This is a genomic window from Enterococcus sp. LJL90, assembly GCF_056924355.1.
In genome coordinates, this window is record NZ_JBXPBQ010000003.1 from 282,754 (window position 1) to 303,162 (window position 20,409).

Sequence of the window (20,409 nt, forward strand, 5' to 3'; positions counted from 1 at the left end):
AAGGAGGAAACAAAATGGCTAAAAAAAGCAAAAAAATGCAAGAAGCATTAAAATTAGTTGACAAAAATAAAGCATATCCTGTTGCAGAAGCAGTTGCTTTAGCAAAAGAAACCAACATCGCAAAATTCGATGCAACTGTTGAAGTGGCTTACCGCTTAAACGTTGACCCTAAACAAGCAGACCAACAAATTCGTGGCGCTGTCGTTTTACCTAACGGAACTGGTAAAACACAAAAAGTTTTAGTTTTCGCTAAAGGCGATAAAGCTAAAGAAGCAGAAGCAGCTGGTGCAGATTATGTCGGCGAAGCTGACATGGTTCAAAAAATCCAAGGCGGCTGGTTCGACTTTGACGTAGTTGTAGCAACTCCTGACATGATGGCAGAAGTTGGTAAATTAGGTCGGGTCTTAGGACCAAAAGGCTTAATGCCAAACCCTAAAACTGGTACTGTAACAATGGACGTTACAAAAGCTGTTAACGAAGTTAAAGCTGGTAAAGTAACTTACCGCGTTGACCGTGTTGGAAACATTCATGTACCAATCGGTAAAGTATCATTTGATACTGACAAATTAATCGAAAACTTCAACACAATCAATGACGTTTTAATGCGTGCTAAACCAGCCGCAGCAAAAGGTCAATACATCAAAAACATCACAGTAACGACTACTTTTGGTCCTGGTGTTCACGTTGATCAATTTTCATTTTAATGTAAATTAAAGATTGACTTGCTTGCCTTATCTATGGTAAGGTAAGCAAGGTTAATTAATATTAATCGTACCGAAGACAGTAGGTGACGCAAGTCTTAATTTCCTACCGAGGACAATGTTGAGAAATTCAATAGTCCCTCTATGTCTACGGTGGCATAGGGTTATTTTTTTGGTTTCAAAGAAAAACTCTTTCCATCAAAATTCAGGAGGTGAAATACAATGAGTGAAGCAATTATTGCAAAAAAAGCCCAAGAAGTTGAAGAAGTAACTGCGAAATTTGAAGCAGCTGCCTCTGTCGTTTTTGTTGACTATCGTGGATTAACAGTTGAAGAAGTAACAAACTTGCGTAAACAATTACGTGACAACGACGTTGAAATGAAAGTTATCAAAAATTCAATCTTATCTCGTGCTGCTGAAAAAGCTGGTTTAGCTGGTTTAGGTGACGTGTTCACTGGACCAACTGCTGTTGCCTTCAGTAACGAAGATGTGGTTGCACCTGCAAAAATCATGGTTGATTTTGCTAAAGATGCAAAAGCATTGGAAGTAAAAGGTGGCGTAGTTGAAGGAAAAGTTTCTTCCATCGAAGAAATCACTGCCTTGGCTGCATTACCAAACCGCGAAGGTCTCCTTTCTATGTTGCTATCTGTGCTACAAGCACCAGTTCGCAATGTGGCTTACGCTGTCAAAGCAGTGGCCGAAAAAGAAGACGACGCAGCTTAATTTTAGTTGATTTAGTCGCTTAGTTACTATTAAAATACAAAACCAATATATGGAGGAAATTAAAAATGGCATTGAACATTGAAAACATCGTTGCTGAATTAAAAGAAGCAACTATCATTGAATTAAACGATTTAGTAAAAGCTATTGAAGAAGAATTTGGCGTATCTGCAGCAGCTCCTGTAGCAGTTGCTGGTGCAGCAGGCGGTGCCGCTGCAGCTGAAGAACAAACTGAATTCACTGTTGAATTGACAGCAGTTGGCGATCAAAAAGTTAAAGTTATCAAAGCAGTTCGTGAAGCAACTGGTCTTGGCTTGAAAGAAGCGAAAGAAGTAGTTGACGGCGCTCCTGCAGCAGTTAAAGAAGGCATCAACAAAGAAGAAGCAGAAGCATTAAAAGCTTCTTTAGAAGAAGTTGGCGCAACTGTAACTGTAAAATAATTTTTCAAAATTATTTAAAGACTAGAAACCTTGTTAAGTCAGGGCTTCTAGTCTTTTTTTTGTTACCACAAAAGCAAAATTTTCTCAGTAAAATTGCCGAAGATATTATCAAAATATTTAATCAAATAACCTTGTTTTAAACCTAAAAATCTGGTTTTAAGCAATAAAAAAATCTAGTTTCTACTATTATATGTAGTGAGTATTTGCTCTTTGTTTTTCTACTTATTTAACAGGTGATTTTGATTCTTACTAACACGGTGCTGTTACTTCTAATTAAATGATATTTTGCTCAATGTCTGCTGTTTGAATTTTGCATATCTTTCTAATTCTGCTTCGATCATCTGTTTTGAAACCAAGCCTTCCTGCCAAATAGTCAGCTCAGCTTCTAGCTTGCTTCCTTTGCTGCGGGTTTTCCAATAGCCGATAATCGCCCCTTCAAACAAAATTGCTCCAGGATTTGCAACAGTTTGCCAAATTACTCGCTGATGTGAGCTATCGGCTAAAATAACATGGCGATCTTGGAGACCAAGATAAGGATCGTGTCCTTTTAAAAGATGAAAAGTCCGGTGATTACTGACAGGAGTTGCTAGGGTAGATAAATCTTTTTCCAAGATAAATTGCTTTTTATCAGCAACTGTAACAGGCACAATTTCTGTTACAATTGTTTGCCACATTCGTTTGGCTTGCTGTGGTGAACAGCCTAACCAATTGGCAAAGGCTAACTCATCGGTGGGACCATAGCAATGAAGGAATTTTTTGAGCAGTTGACGCACTGGTGGAGCTTTCAACGCAAGTTCCTCTCCTAACCAATTTTTGTAAGAAGTAAAGCTAGGAGTTCGTCCGTCCCGTTTGGCAAATACGACTTGTCCTTGAAAAGCACAGGGCCGAAGTAAAAAAGAAACTGCGGCTCCACCAACCGTTTGCTTTTGGGGATTGCCGTACATAGAAGGAGCATTCCATAAGCTTTTTTTCTCTTTAGGAAGATAGTCTGCTACCCATTCAGCAATTGTTTGGTCTAACCTTGTTTTACTTTCGATAATCGTTGTATCTAATTGGTGTATAACTTTTTGTAATAGTTGCCAGACTTGGTCAAAGTCCATTTTTAAAAAATCCAAAGCTAGCTGGATACCTTTTGTATAAATCCAAGGCTCATCAACTAAAGGAGTTAAGGTTGGTAAAAAGATGCGGCTTTCTATAGTTGGAAAGACAACCGGTGTTCCGCGGAAACTCCAAGCTTGGACTAGGATTTTTTCTTCCTCTAGAGCTTCTTTCATCTTTGTTTTAGAAAACGCAGTTGTCCGATTATGGAGGGCCTCTTGCCAAGCATCTGGGGGAGAATTTTGAAACCCGCAGGCACCGATGAGTTCTGTTAGCTTTTCAGCGGGATAAAATTTATCCAAATGGTGCGAGCGCAAACGGAAATTTCGGATTTCTTCGTAAGTAAACTGTTTCATTGGTAAGCTCCTTTCAAAGTTATTATACAAGCTAAAGGGGTTTCTCCCAAATTTAGTTAATTTTTCTGTTAAATAACAATCAGATGAGAAAATGAAAGGTTATTGATGAATAAAATGTGAAGAAATTCTAAAAAAACTATTGCTAATTTCAGAATTTTCTATTAATATATGAACAATTACAAGATTAGGGGGATAAAGTATGAAAAAAAGCTTGTTTGCAGGATTTTTATTATGTGGGTTAGTCTTAACAGCCTGTGGAGGCGATTCGAACTCCACAGACGGAAGTAGCACTTCAGGCAGCAGCTCTGCTTCGGGAAATGCAGAGCAGGTTTTTAATCTTGCGGTAGTTCAAGAAATGCCGAGCGCCGATTTATCTTTGGCAACAGATACAATTAGTTTTGCGGCTTTGAATAATGTCTATGAAGGATTATATCGTCTAGATGCCGATCAAGCACCTTCACCAGCGGGAGCAGCAGAAATGGCCGAAGTGAGTGACGATGGCTTAGTTTACACGTTACAGTTACGAGAAGATGCGACTTGGTCAAATGGTGATCCTTTAACAGCGGATGATTACGTGTATGGTTGGCAAAGAACCGTTGATCCAGCAACAGCATCTCAATATGCTTATCTCTATTCCTCAGTGGCAAATGCGACTGCTATCACTGAAGATGGCGCAGATGTTTCAACTTTAGGAATTAAAGCTTTAAGTGATTACGAGTTAGAAATTACTTTGGAGGTGGCAACGCCGTACTTTGATTATCTATTAGCATTTCCATCATTCTTCCCGCAACATGAAGCAACAGTCGAAGAATATGGCACCGAATACGCCCAAACCAGTGATAAAGCAGTCTATAATGGGCCTTTCGTGTTAGCTGATTTTGATGGTCCGGGTACGGATACTGAGTGGACTTACCAAAAGAATGATACTTACTGGGATGCTGACAATGTAGCGTTGGATACAATTAACGTCTCCGTTATCAAAGAATCTTCAACTGGTTTAAATTTATTTAATGATGGACAGTTAAACGATGTGACCTTAACGGGTGAATTAGCTCAGCAGAATGCTGGCGAAGAAGCTTATGTAGTTGATAAATCTTCCCGGACGACGTATATCGAAATGAATCAGCGGGAAGCCGATTCTCCTTGGCACAATCAAAATCTGCGGATGGCATTGTCCTATGCCATCGATCGAGAAATGATGGTTCAGCAAGTTTTAGGCAATGGCTCAGTTGCTTCCACCAGTTTGATTCCTTCCGAGATGTCGTATAATCCAGATACTGGTGAAGATTTTGTGGTAGATTCAAAAGCTGATTTAGAATACGATTTAGAACAAGCTCAAAGCTATTGGGAAGCAGCCAAGTCAGAATTAGGAATTGATTCTTTAAGTTTTGAATTATTAGCAGATGATACAGATTCAACGAAAGCTGTAGCACAATACTTGCAAGGAGCTTGGCAGGATGCCTTTGATGGCATGTCTGTAAGCATTGCAACTGTACCATTTTCTGTACGGATTGATCGGGCGAATACCGGTGATTTCGAAGTGGTTCTAGGCGGCTGGGGTGCCGATTATTCTGATCCAAGTAGCTTCACTGATTTATTTGTTACAGACAATACCTACAACCGTGGTCGTTGGTCAAATTCTGAGTATGATACTTTAGTAACGGAAGCAGCAACAACCAACGCCAATGATCCTGAAGCCCGTTGGCAGAATCTAGTGGATGCTGAAGCGATTATCTCCGGTGAGATGGGTGTTATTCCAGTCTTCCAAAAAGCTGAAGGTCACCTACGTTCCACAGAGGTAAAAAATGTCGTCGTACACGGAGCTGGCGCTTCTTATGATTACAAATGGGCTTATATTGAATAAGCTAGACAAAGATTAAATGAAGGAGCTCTGTAGAATGATTGTAAAATTTTCTTCTACAGAGCTTTTTTTGCTATTTTAATCTAATAAATTCAGCGGCGATTTAATTTATTTCTTATGTAGGGAAATTTTTAAAGGAAATCATCCCATTAAAATGATGAAACGGTTATTGTATAATTAGAAAACGCTCATAAAATTGCTATGAAATAAAATAATCTGAATTTTTCTTATGTTATTTAAAAATTTTTTTTATGAAAACCTCTAGATAAAGCCTTGAAATATTCACGAAATTTTGGAAATGTATTGAATTTATGAAAAATTGGCATTATTTTATCGATTTTTTTTGGTTTATTCTATTGCAATTTTAATCGAAATTATTTAAAATCTTAATTAACTTCAGACAGTACTAATTTTTCTGAAAATACAAAATAATGCGAGGTTATCAAATGAAGAAGAGTGTTCTTTTTGGTTTAACTGCAACATGTGCCCTAGTGCTTAGTGCATGTTCAGGTGGGAGTAATGATACTTCAACAAATGACTCCGGTACATCAAGTTCTGGTTCTAGCGAGTTAGCTGCAACACAAGAGCTAAATTATGTGGAAGGTTCGGCAATTCCAACGGCTGACTTATCAGTTGCAACGAATGCGGTAAGTTTCAGAGCCTTAAACGCAGTGTATGAAGGTATCTACCGCGTCAATGACGAACAAGTAGTTGAACCTGCTGGTGCTGCTGAAATGGCGACTGTTAGCGATGATGGTTTAACTTACACAATTCACTTGAATGAAGATGCAGTTTGGTCGAATGGTGACCCTGTAACCGCTGCTGACTATGTTTATGGCTGGCAAAGAACTGTTGATCCAGCGACTGCTTCTCAATATGCTTATCTATATGCTCCAGTTGCTGGCGCTAATGATATCATGGAAGGCAATGCTGATGTTTCGACTTTAGGAATTGTTGCAGATGGCGAATACGACTTGACAATTACTTTAGATGTGGCGACGCCTTACTTTGATTTCTTATTGGCATTCCCATCATTCTTCCCTCAACACCAAGCTACTGTTGAGCAATATGGTGCTGACTATGCCTTAACAAGTGACAACGCTGTTTACAATGGTCCATTTACTTTAACTGACTTCGATGGTCCTGGTACTGATACTGAGTGGTCATACACTAAGAATGATACTTATTGGGATGCTGACAGCGTGACTTTAGATAAAGTTAACGTTAGTGTGGTAACTGAAGTTGCGACTGCTTTGAACTTGTTCCAAGATGGTCAAGCAGATTACGTTACTTTATCTGGTGAATTAGCACAACAAATGTCTTCTGATCCGCAATTTGTAACAGTAGCTCAAGGTACAACTGCTTACCTTGAAATGAATCAAAGAGAAGAAGATTCTGTATGGCACAACGAAAACCTGCGTAAAGCAATTTCGTATGCTATCGATCGTGAATCTTTTGTAACAAATATTTTAGCTAACGGTTCAGTTTCTGCTCCTGGTATCGTACCATCTGCATTAGCTGTTGGGCCTGACGGTAATGACTTTACTGAAGATACCGATGTTGATGGTTTTGAATATGATCCAGAACAAGCTGCTCAGTATTGGGAAACTGCTAAAGAAGAGCTAGGCATTGATAGCTTAAACTTTGATATCTTGAGTGATGACGGTGATGCTGCTAAGCGTTCATTGGAATACTTACAAGGTGCAATTGAAGATGCTTTAGATGGCGTGACTGTAACAGTTACGAACGTGCCATTCTCAGTTCGTTTAGACCGTTCAACAAATGGTGAGTTTGACATGGTAGTTTCTCTATGGGGGGCTGACTATGCCGATCCATCTAGCTTCTTAGATTTATTTGTGACTGGTAACTCTTATAACCGTGGACAATGGAGCAACACAGAATATGATGCTTTAATTGAAGCGGCAGCAACAACAAACGCAAACGATCCAGAAGCTCGCTGGCAAAATATGTTAGACGCAGAAAACATTATGTCTGACCAATTAGGTGTTATTCCTTTCTACCAACGTTCATTAGCAACAATGCAACGCTCAACAATGCAAGGTGTTGTTCAACACGCATCTGGCGTTGATACAGACTTCAAATGGGCTTACATGGCTGCTGAATAATTTGTAGTTTTAAAGTCTTAAAATTAAATAGTATTCATCGTGTGAAAAATAAGCGTGGCGTATCAGTAAATAGCAGATACGCCACGCTGTTATGATGAAAGAATGGAAAGAAAAGCGATGCAAAAATGGGAAACTGTGAAGTTTTTGAGTCGTTTTTTTTAATTTATCATGTTAAACCTCTTTACATATGTTAAGAAAAGTTATATAAAAGAAACTAGCAAAAAAAATAAAGAGCATAGAAGGAGAATTCCGGTTGTTAAAATCCAGAATAGATAATTCTCTGCTCCAACTTCAGACAATTTTTTAAATGGTAGCTCTCTTTTTTCTTTTCGAGCAAGAGCTTTTCGCATAGAATGTTGGAAAAAATCAAAGAAGCCAGAAGCAAAGACCCCTAAAAAGCCACCGACTATCAAAAAGAACAGCATAAACATAAATAAATAATCTGAAACGGTTCCCCAGGAGAGCTGGTCATTGATTAATGCAATTATGATGCTTAGTACAAGACAGATGGCGGAGACGATTAGTGGTAGACGAAATTTTTTCATAGATTCACTTCATTTCTAATGGATTAGTCGTTGTTTACTTTACCTAATTTTTGTTTGGAAGTCAAAATACTTTAGGAGGCGGAATTTTTGAACAGTTTTGTAAAATATCTCTTGAAACGTATACTGTTTATGGTAATTACTTTGTGGTTGATTGCTACAATCACATTCTTCTTAATGAAATTGTTGCCAGGAACACCTTATACGAACCAAGAACGTTTGAGTCCAGAAGTGATTGCTCAGTTAAATGCGCAAAATGGTTTGGACCAGCCAGTTATCGTCCAATATTGGCTTTATTTAAAAAATCTTGTAACCGGGAATTTTGGGATTTCCTTCCAATTCCAAAACCAACCAGTTGCCAACTTATTATCTGCTAGAATCGGACCTTCTTTACAATTAGGTGCCCAAGCAATTATTTTGGGAACATTTGTTGGTATTATTTTAGGAACCATTTCTGCGATGCGTCAAAATACCTGGATTGATAGTTTAGCAACTTTAGTCGCGATTTTAGGACGTTCGATTCCTAACTTTGTCTTTGCGGTTATTCTGCAATACTTATTCTCTATTAAATGGCAAATTCTGCCAATCGCAAAATGGGATGGCTTTGTTTATACCATCTTACCATCCGTTGCTTTAGCGATGTCGCCATTAGCCGATTCAGCTCGTTTCATCAGAACGGAAATGGTTGAAGTGCTCCATAGTGATTATGTGGAACTGGCACGGGCTAAAGGGTTAAGCCGCTGGCAAGTTGCCTTCCGCCATGGTTTAAGAAATAGTTTGATTCCTTTGCTTACTTTATTAGGGCCACTAGCTGTAGGTTTAATGACCGGGTCTTTGGTTATTGAAAACATCTTTGCTGTGCCTGGTATCGGGGATCAATTTACTAAATCAATTTTGACAAATGACTACCCAACGATTATGGCCGTAACGATTTTGTATTCGGTGATGTTAGTTACAGTTATCTTAATCGTTGATATCTTATACGGAATTGTTGACCCACGAATTCGCGTATCAGAAGGGAGCAAGAGTTAATGGATTCTTTTAAATTAAATAATATCCCTGAAAAAATCAAAGAAATTCCTGCTTCCAAGTTTGATTTTATTAAGCGAAATTCCGTTGCTGAACGGGAAAGAATTGCTGCTCCATCGTTAAACTTTATTCAAGATGCATGGCGCCGTTTAAGAAAAAATCGGGCTGCTGTGATCTCCATGATTTTACTGGCAATTGTCATCTTGGTTTCTATTATTACTATTTTCTGGTCACCATTTGACCCAACGCAGCAAAATATTGCTTACACAAACTTACCGATTAAAATTCCTGGTATTGATATCAATGGCTTTAATGGTTATTCACAGGTTAGTGGGCAATGGGTTGACCGTTATGCTCAAGCGAATGTTCCTGAAGGTACCTATTACTTATTAGGAACAGATAGTTTAGGTCGTGACTTATTGTCTCGTTTGTTCATGGGTACTCGGGTATCCTTGATTATTGCCTTCTTTGCAGCTTTCTTAGATATTTTCTTTGGGGTAACCTACGGAATTATTTCTGGTTTAGCTGGTGGCCGTGTGGATACCTTTATGCAACGGATTATTGAAATCCTTTCAGGTATTCCTAACTTAGTTGTAATGATTTTGATGTTAGTTGTGTTTGACCCAGGTATTATCTCAATCGTTGCGGCGATGGCGATTACTAACTGGATTTCCATGGCTCGGATTGTGCGGGCCCAAACCTTGAAGCTGAAAGATCAAGAATTTGTTTTAGCTGCTATCACTTTAGGAGAATCGAAATTTAAAATTGCCTTCAAGCATATTTTACCGAATATCTCCAGTGTTATTATTATTCAAATGATGTTTAGTATTCCATCAGCAATTTTCTTCGAAGCCTTCTTAAGTTTCATCGGTTTAGGGGTTTCGGCACCAACTGCTTCATTAGGTACTTTGCTGAATGAAGGGTACAAGACTTTCCGTTACTTGCCTAACTTAATGTGGGCACCAGCCTTTGTGTTGTCAGTTATTATGATTGCCTTTAATATGTTGGCCGATGGTTTACGTGATGCATTCGATCCGAAGATGAAAGAGGGATAATTTTGAAAAAAGTACTCGAAGTTAAAGACTTAAAAATATCTTTCGATACCTTTGCCGGAAAAGTGCACGCAATTCGTGGTGTTAGCTTTGACTTGTTCGAAGGAGAAACCTTAGCAATTGTTGGTGAGTCAGGAAGTGGGAAATCCGTTACAACTCGTAGCGTGATGCGCCTTTTATCAGACAATGCCAATATTGACAATGGTCAAATCCTTTTTAAAGGCGAAGATATCGCAAAGAAGACTGAAAAAGAAATGCAAGCAATTCGTGGTAAAGAAATTGCCATGATTTTCCAAGATCCGATGACCTCATTGGATCCGACTATGCCGATTGGCAAACAGGTTGCTGAGTCCTTGATTAAACACAATAAAGTGTCGAAAAAAGAAGGTCTAGAAGCCGCTTTAGAATTATTAAAACTCGTTGGTATTCCCAATGCTGAAAAGCGTTTGAAAAATTACCCCCACCAATTTTCTGGCGGGCAGCGTCAACGGATTGTCATTGCGATTGCCTTGATTTGTTATCCTGAAGTCTTAATCGCTGATGAACCAACGACTGCCTTGGACGTGACGATTCAAGCGCAAATTTTAGAATTGATGAAGGATATTCAAACGAAAATCAATACATCAATCATCTTCATCACCCATGACCTTGGGGTTGTTGCCAATGTTGCCGACCGAGTTGCCGTAATGTACGGTGGCCGAATCGTTGAAGTCGGCACCTCTGAAGAAATTTTCTACAATCCGCAACATCCTTATACATGGGGGCTGTTAGGTTCGATGCCTTCAATGGATGGCGGCGAAGATCGTTTATACGCAATTCCTGGTTCACCGCCAGATTTATTAGATCCACCAACTGGAGATGCCTTCTATCCTCGTAATGAGTTTGCTTTAGAGATTGATACCGAAGAAGCTCCACCGTTCTTTGAAGTATCTAGCACGCATAAAGCTGCGACTTGGTTATTGGCACCACAAGCGCCTAAAGTTGAGCCGCCGGTTGAGATTCAACGTCGCTGGAAAATTTTCCAAGAAAAACAAGCGGTTAAACAAGCGTAAAGGGGTGGCAGAATGTCAGATAAAATCTTATTAGATGTAAAAGGTTTAAAACAATATTTCAACGTTGGCCGTCCTGACGAAGTCAAAGCGGTAGATGATATCAGCTTCCACATTTACGAAGGGGAAACCTTTGGACTTGTTGGAGAATCTGGTAGTGGTAAGTCAACAACTGGTCGGACAATCATCCGCTTAAACCAGCGGACTGCCGGCGATATACTTTTTGATGGTCGTGATGTTGCTTCATTAAAATCACGGGCGGATTTAACTAAATTCCGTCGTGATGTACAGATGATTTTCCAAGATCCGTATGCGTCATTAAATCCACGGATGAAGGTCAATGATATCATCGCTGAAGGAATTGATATCAACAATCTAGCAGCTTCTAAAGAGGCCCGGGCAGAACGAGTGAATGAATTATTAAAAACAGTTGGTTTGGATCCAAACCACGGTACTCGTTATCCCCATGAGTTTTCCGGCGGTCAGCGCCAACGGATTGGGATTGCTAGAGCTTTAGCAGTTGAGCCACGGTTTATCGTCTGTGATGAACCAATCTCTGCTTTGGATGTGTCGATTCAAGCTCAGGTGGTTAACTTATTACAAGATTTACAAGTGGAACATAATTTAACTTATCTATTTATCGCCCATGATTTATCAATGGTAAAACATATCAGTGATCGAATCGGCGTAATGCACGGCGGTAAATTATTAGAAGTGGGCACCAGTGATGAAATTTACAATCACGGCGTTCACCCTTACACAGAAAGCCTGCTTTCAGCGATTCCTTTACCAGATCCCGATTACGAACGTACACGTACGCGGATTAAGTATAAAGATGATGTTGAGCATGATGGAAAAGTTCGTTCCTTGCGGGAAATCACGGATGGTCATTATGTCTATGCGAGCGACGATGAAGTGGATTATTACCGCAATAAAATCGAAGAAAAAATTAAAGCCGACAATAACTAATTGTTGACTGAAATTTTTTAAGCAGTTGAGACTTTCGAGTTTCAGCTGCTTTTTTTATTAGACTTTGTCGAATCAAACTGTAGAAGTATTATTTCAAAAATCACAAAAGCTGCATCTTTTACCTTGCTTATTTGTCGGCTTCTGGTTATAATTGGACTATACCAAACAAGAGGTGGATAAAAATGGAAATTATTCGCGTGAAAGATGCTCAAGCAGGCGGAAAAAAAGCTTTTGAATTAATTGAAGCAGCTATCAATGAAGGTGCTGGCGTGTTGGGTTTAGCCACTGGTAGCACACCGGAAACTTTGTACCAAGAAATGATTCACAGCTCGAGAGATTATTCAGAAATGGTCTCAATTAACTTGGATGAATATGTTGGTTTAAGCGGGGAAGATTCGCAAAGCTATCGTCAATTTATGAATCAACATTTATTTAACGAAAAATCCTTTAAAGAAAGTTTTGTGCCCAACGGTAAAGCTGAAAATCTGCAAGCTGAATGCACCCGTTACGATCAAATCATTGCAGAACATCCGATTGATTTACAAATTTTAGGGATTGGTCAAAATGGTCATATCGGTTTTAACGAGCCGGGAACAGCCTTTGATAGTCAAACTCATTTAGTTGATTTAACGGAATCAACAATTAATGCCAATAAACGCTTCTTTGATAAAGTGGAAGATGTGCCAACCCAAGCCTTGTCAATGGGAATTGGTTCGATTATGAAGGCTAAAAAAATTATTTTGATGGCCTATGGTGAAAATAAGCAAGCTGCGATTAAAGGCATGATAGACGGGGACGTGACAGAAGCGTTGCCAGCGAGCGTTTTACAAAATCATCCTAATGTAGTTGTGATTGTTGATGAAGCGGCGGCAGCAACTCTCTAATCTTTAAAAATAGCTGAATAAATTCCAGACTGCGATAGAAGCCAAATCAGCTTTTCTTGCAGTCTTTTTTGACTTTCAGTTTTTCTTTTGCAGGGAAAATGCTATAGTTAAGAAGGAGACGGTTACTTAATGACAGCAACAGCAGATTTAACAATTGTTGAAATAATTTTTCGTTTGCTTTTAGCGATGGTGATTGGCGGCTCAGTCGGCTATGAGCGACAATATGCCAATCGGCCAGCTGGCATGCGCACGCATATCATGGTCTGTATGGGGGCAACGATTATTGCACTAATCCAAGTGGAAATTGCTGCGCAGGCATTGAATGATGCCTTGGCCAATCCGGAATTATCGGGGGTCATTCGCTCTGATCAGGCCCGCTTGATTGCCCAAGTTGTCAGCGGTATCGGTTTTTTAGGCGCTGGGACGATTATTGTGACCAAACAAAATGTCTTGGGCCTAACCACAGCAGCCTCATTATGGGCTGTCGCCGGCGTCGGGATTGCGGTGGGCATGGGCTATTATGCGATTGCCATCAGTTCTTTTGTGGCAATTATCATTGCGCTGACATTAATTAAACGAATCATCAAAGTGCCAACCCGTAAGAAATTGGAAGTCCGCTACATTCATCGGGAAGAGACCAAGGAGTTTATTACCGAATATTTTGACAAGCACAAAATTGAGATTGAAGATGTCAATTTTACGGTAACGTTTAATGAAGATTACCGCTTGTACACGAATATCTATACGATAGATTTGCCTAGCGGAATGACTTATACAGATGTGATTGAGGATTTATCTATTTATAAAAATATTACTGAATTGCGGTTAGTGACAATTTAAAGGAAAAAGGAGGAATTTTTGTGGATTTAGCGAATTTTCGTGAACTAGGTGGGTTAAAAAATAAAGAGGGGCAGTTGGTGAGCCACAATCGCCTATTACGCTCTGGCGAATTGTATCAAATTGATGCCGAGGCCAAAAACTTATTAGCTAATCATCAATTAGCGACGATTGTTGACCTGCGGGGAGAAGATGAAATCGCCGGTCATCCGGATGATATTTTTCCAGCCGTTGATTACGTGTGGATTGATATTATGAAGGAGGTTCATAATTCCGGCAGTCTTAATGATTTAACAAAAGTTGGAGATGTCGATGGAGTGGACCAGCATATGTTGGGGATCTATGATAATCTAGCGATGAATGCTGGGGCGCAGGCTGGTTATCAGCGCTATTTTGAAGAGCTGTTGCGAACAGAAGATGGTGCGGTCTTGTTCCACTGTTATGCCGGTAAAGATCGAACTGGTGTGGCTGCGGCATTGACTTTGGATTTATTAGATGTTCCGCGGGAAACTATCTACCAAGATTATTTGAAAACCAATGAGCTGAGAAAAGCACCGAATGAATTGCTTTTTGAAGAGATGCGGAAAAAAGGGTTAACGGATGATCAGTTGGCAGGGATGAAGGTTGCCTTAGAAGTGAAGCAAGAGTATTTAGAGCGGGTTTATCAGCTGCTAGATACAAATTATGGCGGTGTGGTGGGCTACGCTAAAGATGCTTTGAAATTAAGCGCAACGGATTTAGCAGATTTGAAAAAAATGTATTTAGATAAATAAAAAAGTCTGGAGCTGTGTGCAGGCTGTCTTAAAGAGTTGATTTTCAACAAGTGAGACAGTCCTGTAATACAGCTCCAGTTTTTTTTAGAGTATTGTCAAAAATAGACTGAGGAAGACGGTTAGTAGACCAGTCAGAAAATTAATCATATCGTTATTGGCCCACTGATAACCTTTGATTAATTTAGTGGCCTGTTGGTGATGGACTTCTTTTTCAGTCAGTTGCCCACAGACGACGCAACGATAAAGGGCTTGAATCGCTGCACCAAGAAAACTGTCGATAATGGAACCGCTGATGCCAACCAGAAAAGGAATGAGCAAAAATTCCCACGGTGGCAGCTGAAAACTGTGGCTCATGCTTAAAAAAAGAAAAAAACTTGCAGCAACTATAAGTGAGCCTATGGTGGAGGCGGCTGTTCCCAGCAAACTGATGGCACCGGATTGCCCCTTTAATAATGGTTTTAAAGTTAAAATCGAACGGGGCGGCTTTGCTGAAAGCATGCCGACTTCTGAGGCCCAGGTGTCGGCAGTAGCTCCGGCTAGACTGCTGACAAAGGCGATGAGAAAAATAATATCTTTGGTGACCGCATAAAACAGCAACGCAAAAAAAGCCGGTAGTGTATTGGCTAAAACCTGCTGTTGGTCCCGCCGACTGCCTTTTTCAATAATTTGTGACTGTTCATTTTTATGAAAGAATTGTTTTAAAAATTGAATTATGGCAGAAGTTCCAAAGAGCAGGCCAATCAGAATAATTGCATACCAAGGCCCCATTGCAATCACAAGACTGCCTAAAAGGATGCTGGCAACCATCCCTGACAAGCTTAAAAGGTTTAATAAATAGGCTAAAAAAGCGATACTGCCGGACAGCAGTAGGCCAATCAGCAATTGATACAAGAAAATGACCATCACACACACCTCGCATTTTAAATTTTACCATATTTTCTAAAATTAACCCTTTTCAAAATAATCTTTGGTAAAATGGGAGAGAAAGGGGGAAATTTTTTGGGAAAAAATAGGAAACAATCTAAATTACTTTATTGGACGATTGAAATCGTTTTAATTATTGTCGGCATTTTTTTCGTATTGCAAATGCCGAATGTCTTCCGACCATTTTTAACGATGCTGTCGGCAATCTTTTTACCGCTCTTAGTCTCAGGTTTCCTCTATTATATGTTGGACCCGCTAGTTTCGAAAATGGCGGCTAAGGGCCTACCACGAATTTTTGGCGCGATTATCTGCTTGGCAGTTTTGATTTTATTGCTGGTCTTAGGGGTGATGAATATTATTCCTCAATTGGCCCATCAAGCAGTCCAACTGTCGCAAAGCCTGCCAACTTACTTGCAGGAAACGGGGCGCTGGTTAGAAAGCATTGCCCGCCATCCAGATTTGCAGGGACTGGATTTAACCAACGAATTGCAATCGGCTAATCTAACCCTCAGCAATTTGCTGAATGTGGTTTTGGTTAATGTCACCAATAGCCTGACGACTATTTTTAGTTTTCTGATGCAATTTTTTGTCATTCTCTTTACAGTACCGTTTATCCTCCTCTTTATGTTTAAAGATGGTGATAAATTTTCCGGTGCTTTAGGCAATTTTTTTCCGGCCTCGATTCGTAGTGAATTACAGGAAACAGTCAGAGAAATGAATGACACCTTATCGGCTTATATTAGCTCGACGATGATTGATGCGGTAATTATTGGCGTCATGTCCTTTGTGGCAATGACTCTACTAAATCAGCCTTACGCACTTTTATTGGCAGTCGTCTGCGGCGTGACGAATATTATCCCTTATGTGGGGCCGTTTATTGGAGCAGTGCCGGCGGTGATTGTCGGATTGTTTATTTCTCCATGGCAAGCGCTGTATATCGGCCTTTCCATTTTGGTCATCCAGCAATTGGACGGCAATGTGATTAAACCTTTGTTATTCGGCAAAAATTTAAATATCCATCCATTAACGATTATTTTAGTCTTAATCGCCGCCGGCAGTGTGGCCGGAGTTGTCGGGATGCTGATTTGTATTCCAGTTTACGCTGTAATCAAAACGTTAGTCTTAAATATCCGGAAAATTTGGCAGCTGCGCAATCGCCGCCTCGTCAGTGAAGGTGAGGAGATTTCTGATGAATCGTAAATTATATCAAGCCTTAGAAAATTCGCCGATTATCGCTGCTATTAATAACAGCAGCGAATTAACTGCTGCTTTGGCGACTGATGTAGCCGTCGTTTTTGTACTTCATTCTAATTTGATGGAGCTGGCGACGCTGTCAAAAGCAATTAAAGAAAGTGGCAAATTAGGTTTTTTACACGCTGATTTAGTTAAAGGCTTATCCACCGATGATATGGCGATTGAATACATCAGCCGCCACAGCGGATTTGACGGCATTATTTCCACAAAGCCGGCGATGATTCGCTCAGCCAAAAAGCATCAGCTGTTAACCGTCCAGCGCTTCTTTCTTTTAGATTCCACCGCCTTGGCAAATGTTGAACGGCAAATTTCTTTAACCGAGGCTGATTTGGTGGAGGTCTTGCCGAATGTTTCTCCCAAAATTATTAAAGGCGTTCAGCAAAAGGCGAAGCGGCCTTTAATCGTTGGCGGGTTAATCAAAGACAAAGAAGATGTCTTTGCCACTTTGGGAGCTGGTGCCTTAGCGATTTCAACAACAAGTCAGCAGGTGTGGAATAGCTAGAAAGCTTCACAAAGAAAAGGGGAACTTAAAAGCATGAAAACGCTATTGTAGCTTTTTCTGTGAAATGATATAATAACAATAAGTAAATATCTGCTAGAGAGATGAGAGTATAGCGGCATTCACCAAAAAACTTGGTGTTTGTTAGCTGTACTCTTTTTTCGGATATTTTTAAGACAGGGGGAAGGAAAAATGTACGATGTAATAATCATTGGCTGCGGAATTGTCGGAGCTTCAACCGCCTATGAATTAAGTAAGTACCAGTTGAAAACTTTAGTCCTAGAAGCTGAAGATGATATTAGTTTAGGTCAAACGAAGGCCAATAGCGCAATTATGCACGCCGGCTATGACCCAGAGCCGGGAACGTTGATGGCCAAGTTAAATGTTGAAGGTGCTGAGCTTTGTAAAGAGTTGTGTCAAAAATTATCAGTTCACTATCATCAAATCGGTTCTTTAGTTGTTGCCTTTGCAGAAGATGAGTTGCCAACTTTACAGGAATTATTGAAGCGGGGTCAGCAAAACGGCGTCAAGGATTTACGAATTATTGATCAAGCAGAATTACGGGAAATGGAGCCGAATTTGTCACAGACAGCATTAGCCGCTTTGTGGGCGCCGACAGCAGCCGTGATAAATCCTTGGGAATTGTGTATTGCATTAGGAGAAACGGCAGTTGTTAATGGCGTTGAGCTGTCCTTAAACCAGCGGGTCCAAAATATTGAAGCGATAGCTGGCGGCTACCGGATTACAACGGAAACAGATAGCTTTGAAACGCGTTTTGTTTTTAATGCTGCGGGTGTCCATTCTGATTTGATTCATAATTTAGTAGCCGAACCTAGTTTTAAAATTACACCAAATCGCGGGGAATATTTTTTATTGGATAAATCAGAAGGCAATGTCGTCAATACAGTCGTCTTCCAATGTCCTTCAAAGGTCGGTAAAGGTGTGTTGGTTTCTCCGACAGTTCATGGTAATTTAATTGTCGGGCCTAACTCAGAAGCGGTCCCAACAGAAGAATTAGATACTGGTCTAGATACAGCCAATACAGCTGCCGGCATGGAACAAGTAGCGGAGCTGGCAAAACGCTCCGTACCGGATTTAAATCTACGGCAATCGATTCGCAATTTTTCGGGAGTCAGAGCGAATAGCACAGCCAGTGATTTTATTATTCAAGAAGCGGCACCGGGCTTTATTGATTTGGCCGGTATTAAATCCCCCGGCTTAACTTCGGCTCCTGCCATTGCCAAATATGGCATAAACTTGCTGGAAGAAGCTGTTGGAGAACACTTTGTTGAAAAGGATGAATTTATCGATGAACGGCAACACGTGATTTTCCAGAATCTGACCTTGGCCGAAAAAAATCAATTGATTAAAGAACAACCGGATTATGGTCGGGTGATTTGTCGCTGTGAAACGATTACCGAAGGAGAGATTAGAGCAGCGGCTCACTCGCCGATTCCCCCGGTTTCTGTTGATGGAATTAAACGCCGTTGTAATACTGGCATGGGGCGCTGTCAGGGCGGATTCTGCGGCCCTCGTGTGGTAGAAATTTTAGCGGATGAATTAGGTGTTTCGCCATTAGATATTTATCAAGATCGAAGGGGCAGCTTTATTTTAGAAGCAGCCACCAAAGAAGCGGAGGTGACTGAGCATGCATGATTTAATCGTGGTTGGCGGTGGGCCCGCTGGGTTAGCAGCAGCTTATGCAGCCTATCAAAAAGGATTGAAAGACATTGTAATTATTGAACGGGATAAAGAGCTAGGCGGTATTTTGAATCAATGCATCCATAACGGCTTTGGCCTTCACCAGTTTAAAGAAGAATTGACCGGCCCTGAGTATGCCAATCGGTTTATCGAGATGATTGCGGCAACTGAGGTGGAAGTTTTGACGGATACGATGGTTTTAGAAGTCACACCGGAAAAACAAGTCCACATCGTCAATCAAAGTGGCGGCTATCAAATTTTAGAAGCGCAGGCGATTGTGCTCGCGATGGGCTGTCGGGAACGAACTAGAGGTGCCATCGGCATTCCTGGAAGTCGACCAGCCGGCATTTATACCGCCGGTGCCGCTCAACGCTATGTAAATATGGAGGGCTACTTAGTCGGGAAAAAAGTAATTATTCTCGGTTCCGGTGACATTGGTTTGATTATGGCTCGGCGGATGACCTTAGAAGGGGCAGAGGTGTTGGCCTGTGTTGAAGTGATGCCTTATTCCGGCGGCCTAACTCGAAATATTGTTCAATGTCTAGATGACTATGATATTCCGCTCTTTTTATCCCACACGATTACCGATATTCGTGGGAAAAACCGCGTGGAATCTGTTGTAGTGGCGGAAGTCGATCAAAATCGCCGGCCAATCGCTGGCACCGAACAAGTCTTTGAATGCGACACCGTCTTATTGTCTGTCGGTTTAATTCCAGAAAATGAATTAAGCAAAGGTGCCGGTGTGGTTTTAGATCGCCGAACCAATGGCGCTATCGTCTATGAAAATATGGAAACGTCGATTCCCGGAATTTTTGCCTGCGGAAATGTGGTACATGTCCATGATTTAGTCGATTTTGTGACGGAAGAAAGTATCAAAGCAGGGGATGCCGCTGCCGAGTATGTCTTAAATCAGGGAGACAGCGCTGAAGGCGAATTTCTCACCATTAAAAATGGTGAGCATGTGACCTACGTCGTGCCGCAAAAAGTTCGGGCGGACCAAGTTGATAAGCGGGTTGAATTGTCCTTTAGAGTCAATAAAGTTTACGATGACAGCCTGATTACGATTCAATCTGATGGAGAAGTCTTGGCGAAATTCAAACGTACTTATATTGTGCCCGGAGAGATGGAAAAGGTTAAATTGAGCCGCAAAGTCATGGACAAAATTCACAACGGCGAAGTTGAGATTTGTGTAGAGGAGGTCCAAGTATGAAACAGTTTATTTGTATCATGTGCCCAAAAGGATGTCATCTTTCCGTCGATGAACAAAATGATTACGCGGTGACCGGCTATAGCTGTGCCAAGGGCATTAAATATGGCAAGGCGGAGGCGACAAATCCTGTGCGGGTGGTGACATCAACGGTGGTTGTCGAGGGCGGTCAACGCAACCGTGTACCGGTAAAAACCGCAGATGGTATTCCGAAGACCGAAGTGATTGATGCCATGAAGGTCATCAATCAAGTTCATTTGAAATCACCGGTTCACATTGGTGATGTCGTGGTTAAGGATTTACTGGGAACTGGCGTCGATGTGGTGGCAACTGCAAATATGTAAATAAAAAGTGTCAGAGCTTAGCTTGTAAAGCGCCCCCGATAAT

Annotated in this window: 20 protein-coding genes and 1 other annotated feature; of the genes, 17 read left to right on the forward strand and 3 right to left on the reverse strand. The window is 40.7% G+C overall.

Annotated elements, in window-relative coordinates; genetic code table 11:
• Positions 1-14 precede the first annotated feature (14 nt).
• From rplA to rplL, 3 genes are all read left to right on the forward strand, one after another.
• Complete coding sequence (gene rplA / locus AC1Z3S_RS09525) at positions 15-704, forward strand: 50S ribosomal protein L1 (RefSeq protein ID WP_265458213.1); 690 nt, start codon at positions 15-17, stop codon at positions 702-704.
• 52 nt (positions 705-756) lie between these two features.
• Positions 757-881 (forward strand) — a sequence feature (ribosomal protein L10 leader region).
• A 42-nt stretch (positions 882-923) separates the two neighbouring features.
• Positions 924-1,424, forward strand: coding sequence for a 50S ribosomal protein L10 (gene rplJ, locus AC1Z3S_RS09530; RefSeq protein WP_461740181.1), 501 nt, complete (start codon positions 924-926; stop codon positions 1,422-1,424).
• Positions 1,425-1,489: 65 nt separating this feature from the next.
• Positions 1,490-1,861 carry a 50S ribosomal protein L7/L12 gene (gene rplL / locus AC1Z3S_RS09535; RefSeq protein ID WP_265458217.1) on the forward strand — a complete coding sequence of 124 codons (372 nt, stop codon included), beginning with the start codon at positions 1,490-1,492 and terminating at the stop codon, positions 1,859-1,861.
• Between the two features lie 269 nt (positions 1,862-2,130).
• On the opposite strand, the gene AC1Z3S_RS09540 is transcribed toward rplL, so the two are convergent.
• Positions 2,131-3,315, reverse strand: coding sequence for a winged helix DNA-binding domain-containing protein (locus AC1Z3S_RS09540; RefSeq protein WP_461740182.1), 1,185 nt, complete (start codon positions 3,313-3,315; stop codon positions 2,131-2,133).
• Positions 3,316-3,514: 199 nt separating this feature from the next.
• Here AC1Z3S_RS09540 and AC1Z3S_RS09545 point away from each other — a divergent pair, with 199 nt between their 5' ends.
• Together AC1Z3S_RS09545 and AC1Z3S_RS09550 are read left to right on the forward strand one after the other, a co-directional pair.
• Complete coding sequence (locus AC1Z3S_RS09545; protein WP_461740183.1) at positions 3,515-5,179, forward strand: peptide ABC transporter substrate-binding protein; 1,665 nt, start codon at positions 3,515-3,517, stop codon at positions 5,177-5,179.
• 443 nt (positions 5,180-5,622) lie between these two features.
• Positions 5,623-7,302: a peptide ABC transporter substrate-binding protein gene (locus AC1Z3S_RS09550; RefSeq protein WP_461740184.1), complete on the forward strand. Its 1,680-nt coding sequence runs from the start codon at positions 5,623-5,625 to the stop codon at positions 7,300-7,302.
• Positions 7,303-7,502: 200 nt separating this feature from the next.
• Here the strand turns inward: AC1Z3S_RS09550 and AC1Z3S_RS09555 are convergent, their stop codons facing one another.
• Positions 7,503-7,847 (reverse strand): DUF3899 domain-containing protein, encoded by a 345-nt coding sequence (locus AC1Z3S_RS09555; protein WP_461740185.1) that lies wholly within the window; start codon positions 7,845-7,847, stop codon positions 7,503-7,505.
• Positions 7,848-7,934: 87 nt separating this feature from the next.
• Here AC1Z3S_RS09555 and opp3b point away from each other — a divergent pair, with 87 nt between their 5' ends.
• The 7 genes from opp3b to AC1Z3S_RS09590 all read left to right on the forward strand — a co-directional run bounded on the left by opp3b (position 7,935) and on the right by AC1Z3S_RS09590 (position 14,437).
• Entirely contained in the window at positions 7,935-8,876 is a 942-nt protein-coding gene (gene opp3b, locus AC1Z3S_RS09560) for an oligopeptide ABC transporter permease (protein ID WP_461736277.1), read from the forward strand.
• Positions 8,876-9,928 carry an ABC transporter permease gene (locus AC1Z3S_RS09565; RefSeq protein ID WP_265458229.1) on the forward strand — a complete coding sequence of 351 codons (1,053 nt, stop codon included), beginning with the start codon at positions 8,876-8,878 and terminating at the stop codon, positions 9,926-9,928. The genes opp3b and AC1Z3S_RS09565 overlap by 1 nt, the downstream gene beginning before the upstream one ends.
• Complete coding sequence (locus AC1Z3S_RS09570; protein WP_461736548.1) at positions 9,925-10,977, forward strand: ABC transporter ATP-binding protein; 1,053 nt, start codon at positions 9,925-9,927, stop codon at positions 10,975-10,977. The genes AC1Z3S_RS09565 and AC1Z3S_RS09570 overlap by 4 nt, the downstream gene beginning before the upstream one ends.
• 12 nt (positions 10,978-10,989) lie before the next feature.
• Entirely contained in the window at positions 10,990-11,943 is a 954-nt protein-coding gene (locus AC1Z3S_RS09575; RefSeq protein ID WP_461740186.1) for an ABC transporter ATP-binding protein, read from the forward strand.
• Positions 11,944-12,125: 182 nt separating this feature from the next.
• Positions 12,126-12,827, forward strand: coding sequence for a glucosamine-6-phosphate deaminase (gene nagB, locus AC1Z3S_RS09580; RefSeq protein ID WP_461740187.1), 702 nt, complete (start codon positions 12,126-12,128; stop codon positions 12,825-12,827).
• A gap of 129 nt (positions 12,828-12,956) precedes the next feature.
• Complete coding sequence (locus tag AC1Z3S_RS09585) at positions 12,957-13,667, forward strand: MgtC/SapB family protein (protein ID WP_461736281.1); 711 nt, start codon at positions 12,957-12,959, stop codon at positions 13,665-13,667.
• 20 nt (positions 13,668-13,687) lie between these two features.
• Entirely contained in the window at positions 13,688-14,437 is a 750-nt protein-coding gene (locus tag AC1Z3S_RS09590; RefSeq protein WP_461740188.1) for a tyrosine-protein phosphatase, read from the forward strand.
• An 84-nt stretch (positions 14,438-14,521) separates the two neighbouring features.
• Here AC1Z3S_RS09590 and AC1Z3S_RS09595 read toward each other — a convergent pair whose 3' ends face one another.
• Entirely contained in the window at positions 14,522-15,340 is an 819-nt protein-coding gene (locus AC1Z3S_RS09595) for a DUF92 domain-containing protein (RefSeq protein ID WP_461740189.1), read from the reverse strand.
• 96 nt (positions 15,341-15,436) lie between these two features.
• Between AC1Z3S_RS09595 and AC1Z3S_RS09600 the strand changes: the two genes are divergently transcribed.
• The 5 genes from AC1Z3S_RS09600 to AC1Z3S_RS09620 all read left to right on the forward strand — a co-directional run bounded on the left by AC1Z3S_RS09600 (position 15,437) and on the right by AC1Z3S_RS09620 (position 20,366).
• Positions 15,437-16,561, forward strand: coding sequence for an AI-2E family transporter (locus tag AC1Z3S_RS09600; RefSeq protein WP_461740190.1), 1,125 nt, complete (start codon positions 15,437-15,439; stop codon positions 16,559-16,561).
• Entirely contained in the window at positions 16,551-17,117 is a 567-nt protein-coding gene (locus AC1Z3S_RS09605; protein WP_461740191.1) for a glycerol-3-phosphate responsive antiterminator, read from the forward strand. The genes AC1Z3S_RS09600 and AC1Z3S_RS09605 overlap by 11 nt, the downstream gene beginning before the upstream one ends.
• A gap of 189 nt (positions 17,118-17,306) precedes the next feature.
• On the forward strand, positions 17,307-18,770 hold the full coding sequence (locus AC1Z3S_RS09610) for an NAD(P)/FAD-dependent oxidoreductase (protein WP_461740192.1): 1,464 nt from the start codon (positions 17,307-17,309) through the stop codon (positions 18,768-18,770).
• Positions 18,763-20,025 (forward strand): NAD(P)/FAD-dependent oxidoreductase, encoded by a 1,263-nt coding sequence (locus AC1Z3S_RS09615; RefSeq protein WP_461740193.1) that lies wholly within the window; start codon positions 18,763-18,765, stop codon positions 20,023-20,025. Before AC1Z3S_RS09610 ends, AC1Z3S_RS09615 begins: the two co-directional genes overlap by 8 nt.
• A gap of 17 nt (positions 20,026-20,042) precedes the next feature.
• Complete coding sequence (locus AC1Z3S_RS09620; RefSeq protein ID WP_461736288.1) at positions 20,043-20,366, forward strand: DUF1667 domain-containing protein; 324 nt, start codon at positions 20,043-20,045, stop codon at positions 20,364-20,366.
• Positions 20,367-20,409 lie beyond the last annotated feature (43 nt).

Bases quoted from the DNA above. Each gene is read 5' to 3' on its own strand.
- AC1Z3S_RS09540 (WP_461740182.1), bottom strand. From the start codon at position 3,315: ATGAAACAGTTTACTTACGAAGAAATCCGAAATTTCCGTTTGCGCTCG.
- AC1Z3S_RS09595 (WP_461740189.1), bottom strand. From the start codon at position 15,340: ATGGTCATTTTCTTGTATCAATTGCTGATTGGCCTACTGCTGTCCGGC.
- rplA (WP_265458213.1), top strand. From the start codon at position 15: ATGGCTAAAAAAAGCAAAAAAATGCAAGAAGCATTAAAATTAGTTGAC.
- AC1Z3S_RS09575 (WP_461740186.1), top strand. From the start codon at position 10,990: ATGTCAGATAAAATCTTATTAGATGTAAAAGGTTTAAAACAATATTTC.
- AC1Z3S_RS09585 (WP_461736281.1), top strand. From the start codon at position 12,957: ATGACAGCAACAGCAGATTTAACAATTGTTGAAATAATTTTTCGTTTG.
- AC1Z3S_RS09555 (WP_461740185.1), bottom strand. From the start codon at position 7,847: ATGAAAAAATTTCGTCTACCACTAATCGTCTCCGCCATCTGTCTTGTA.
- nagB (WP_461740187.1), top strand. From the start codon at position 12,126: ATGGAAATTATTCGCGTGAAAGATGCTCAAGCAGGCGGAAAAAAAGCT.
- rplL (WP_265458217.1), top strand. From the start codon at position 1,490: ATGGCATTGAACATTGAAAACATCGTTGCTGAATTAAAAGAAGCAACT.
- AC1Z3S_RS09550 (WP_461740184.1), top strand. From the start codon at position 5,623: ATGAAGAAGAGTGTTCTTTTTGGTTTAACTGCAACATGTGCCCTAGTG.
- AC1Z3S_RS09620 (WP_461736288.1), top strand. From the start codon at position 20,043: ATGTGCCCAAAAGGATGTCATCTTTCCGTCGATGAACAAAATGATTAC.
- AC1Z3S_RS09545 (WP_461740183.1), top strand. From the start codon at position 3,515: ATGAAAAAAAGCTTGTTTGCAGGATTTTTATTATGTGGGTTAGTCTTA.
- AC1Z3S_RS09565 (WP_265458229.1), top strand. From the start codon at position 8,876: ATGGATTCTTTTAAATTAAATAATATCCCTGAAAAAATCAAAGAAATT.
- AC1Z3S_RS09605 (WP_461740191.1), top strand. From the start codon at position 16,551: ATGAATCGTAAATTATATCAAGCCTTAGAAAATTCGCCGATTATCGCT.
- AC1Z3S_RS09615 (WP_461740193.1), top strand. From the start codon at position 18,763: ATGCATGATTTAATCGTGGTTGGCGGTGGGCCCGCTGGGTTAGCAGCA.
- rplJ (WP_461740181.1), top strand. From the start codon at position 924: ATGAGTGAAGCAATTATTGCAAAAAAAGCCCAAGAAGTTGAAGAAGTA.
- AC1Z3S_RS09610 (WP_461740192.1), top strand. From the start codon at position 17,307: ATGTACGATGTAATAATCATTGGCTGCGGAATTGTCGGAGCTTCAACC.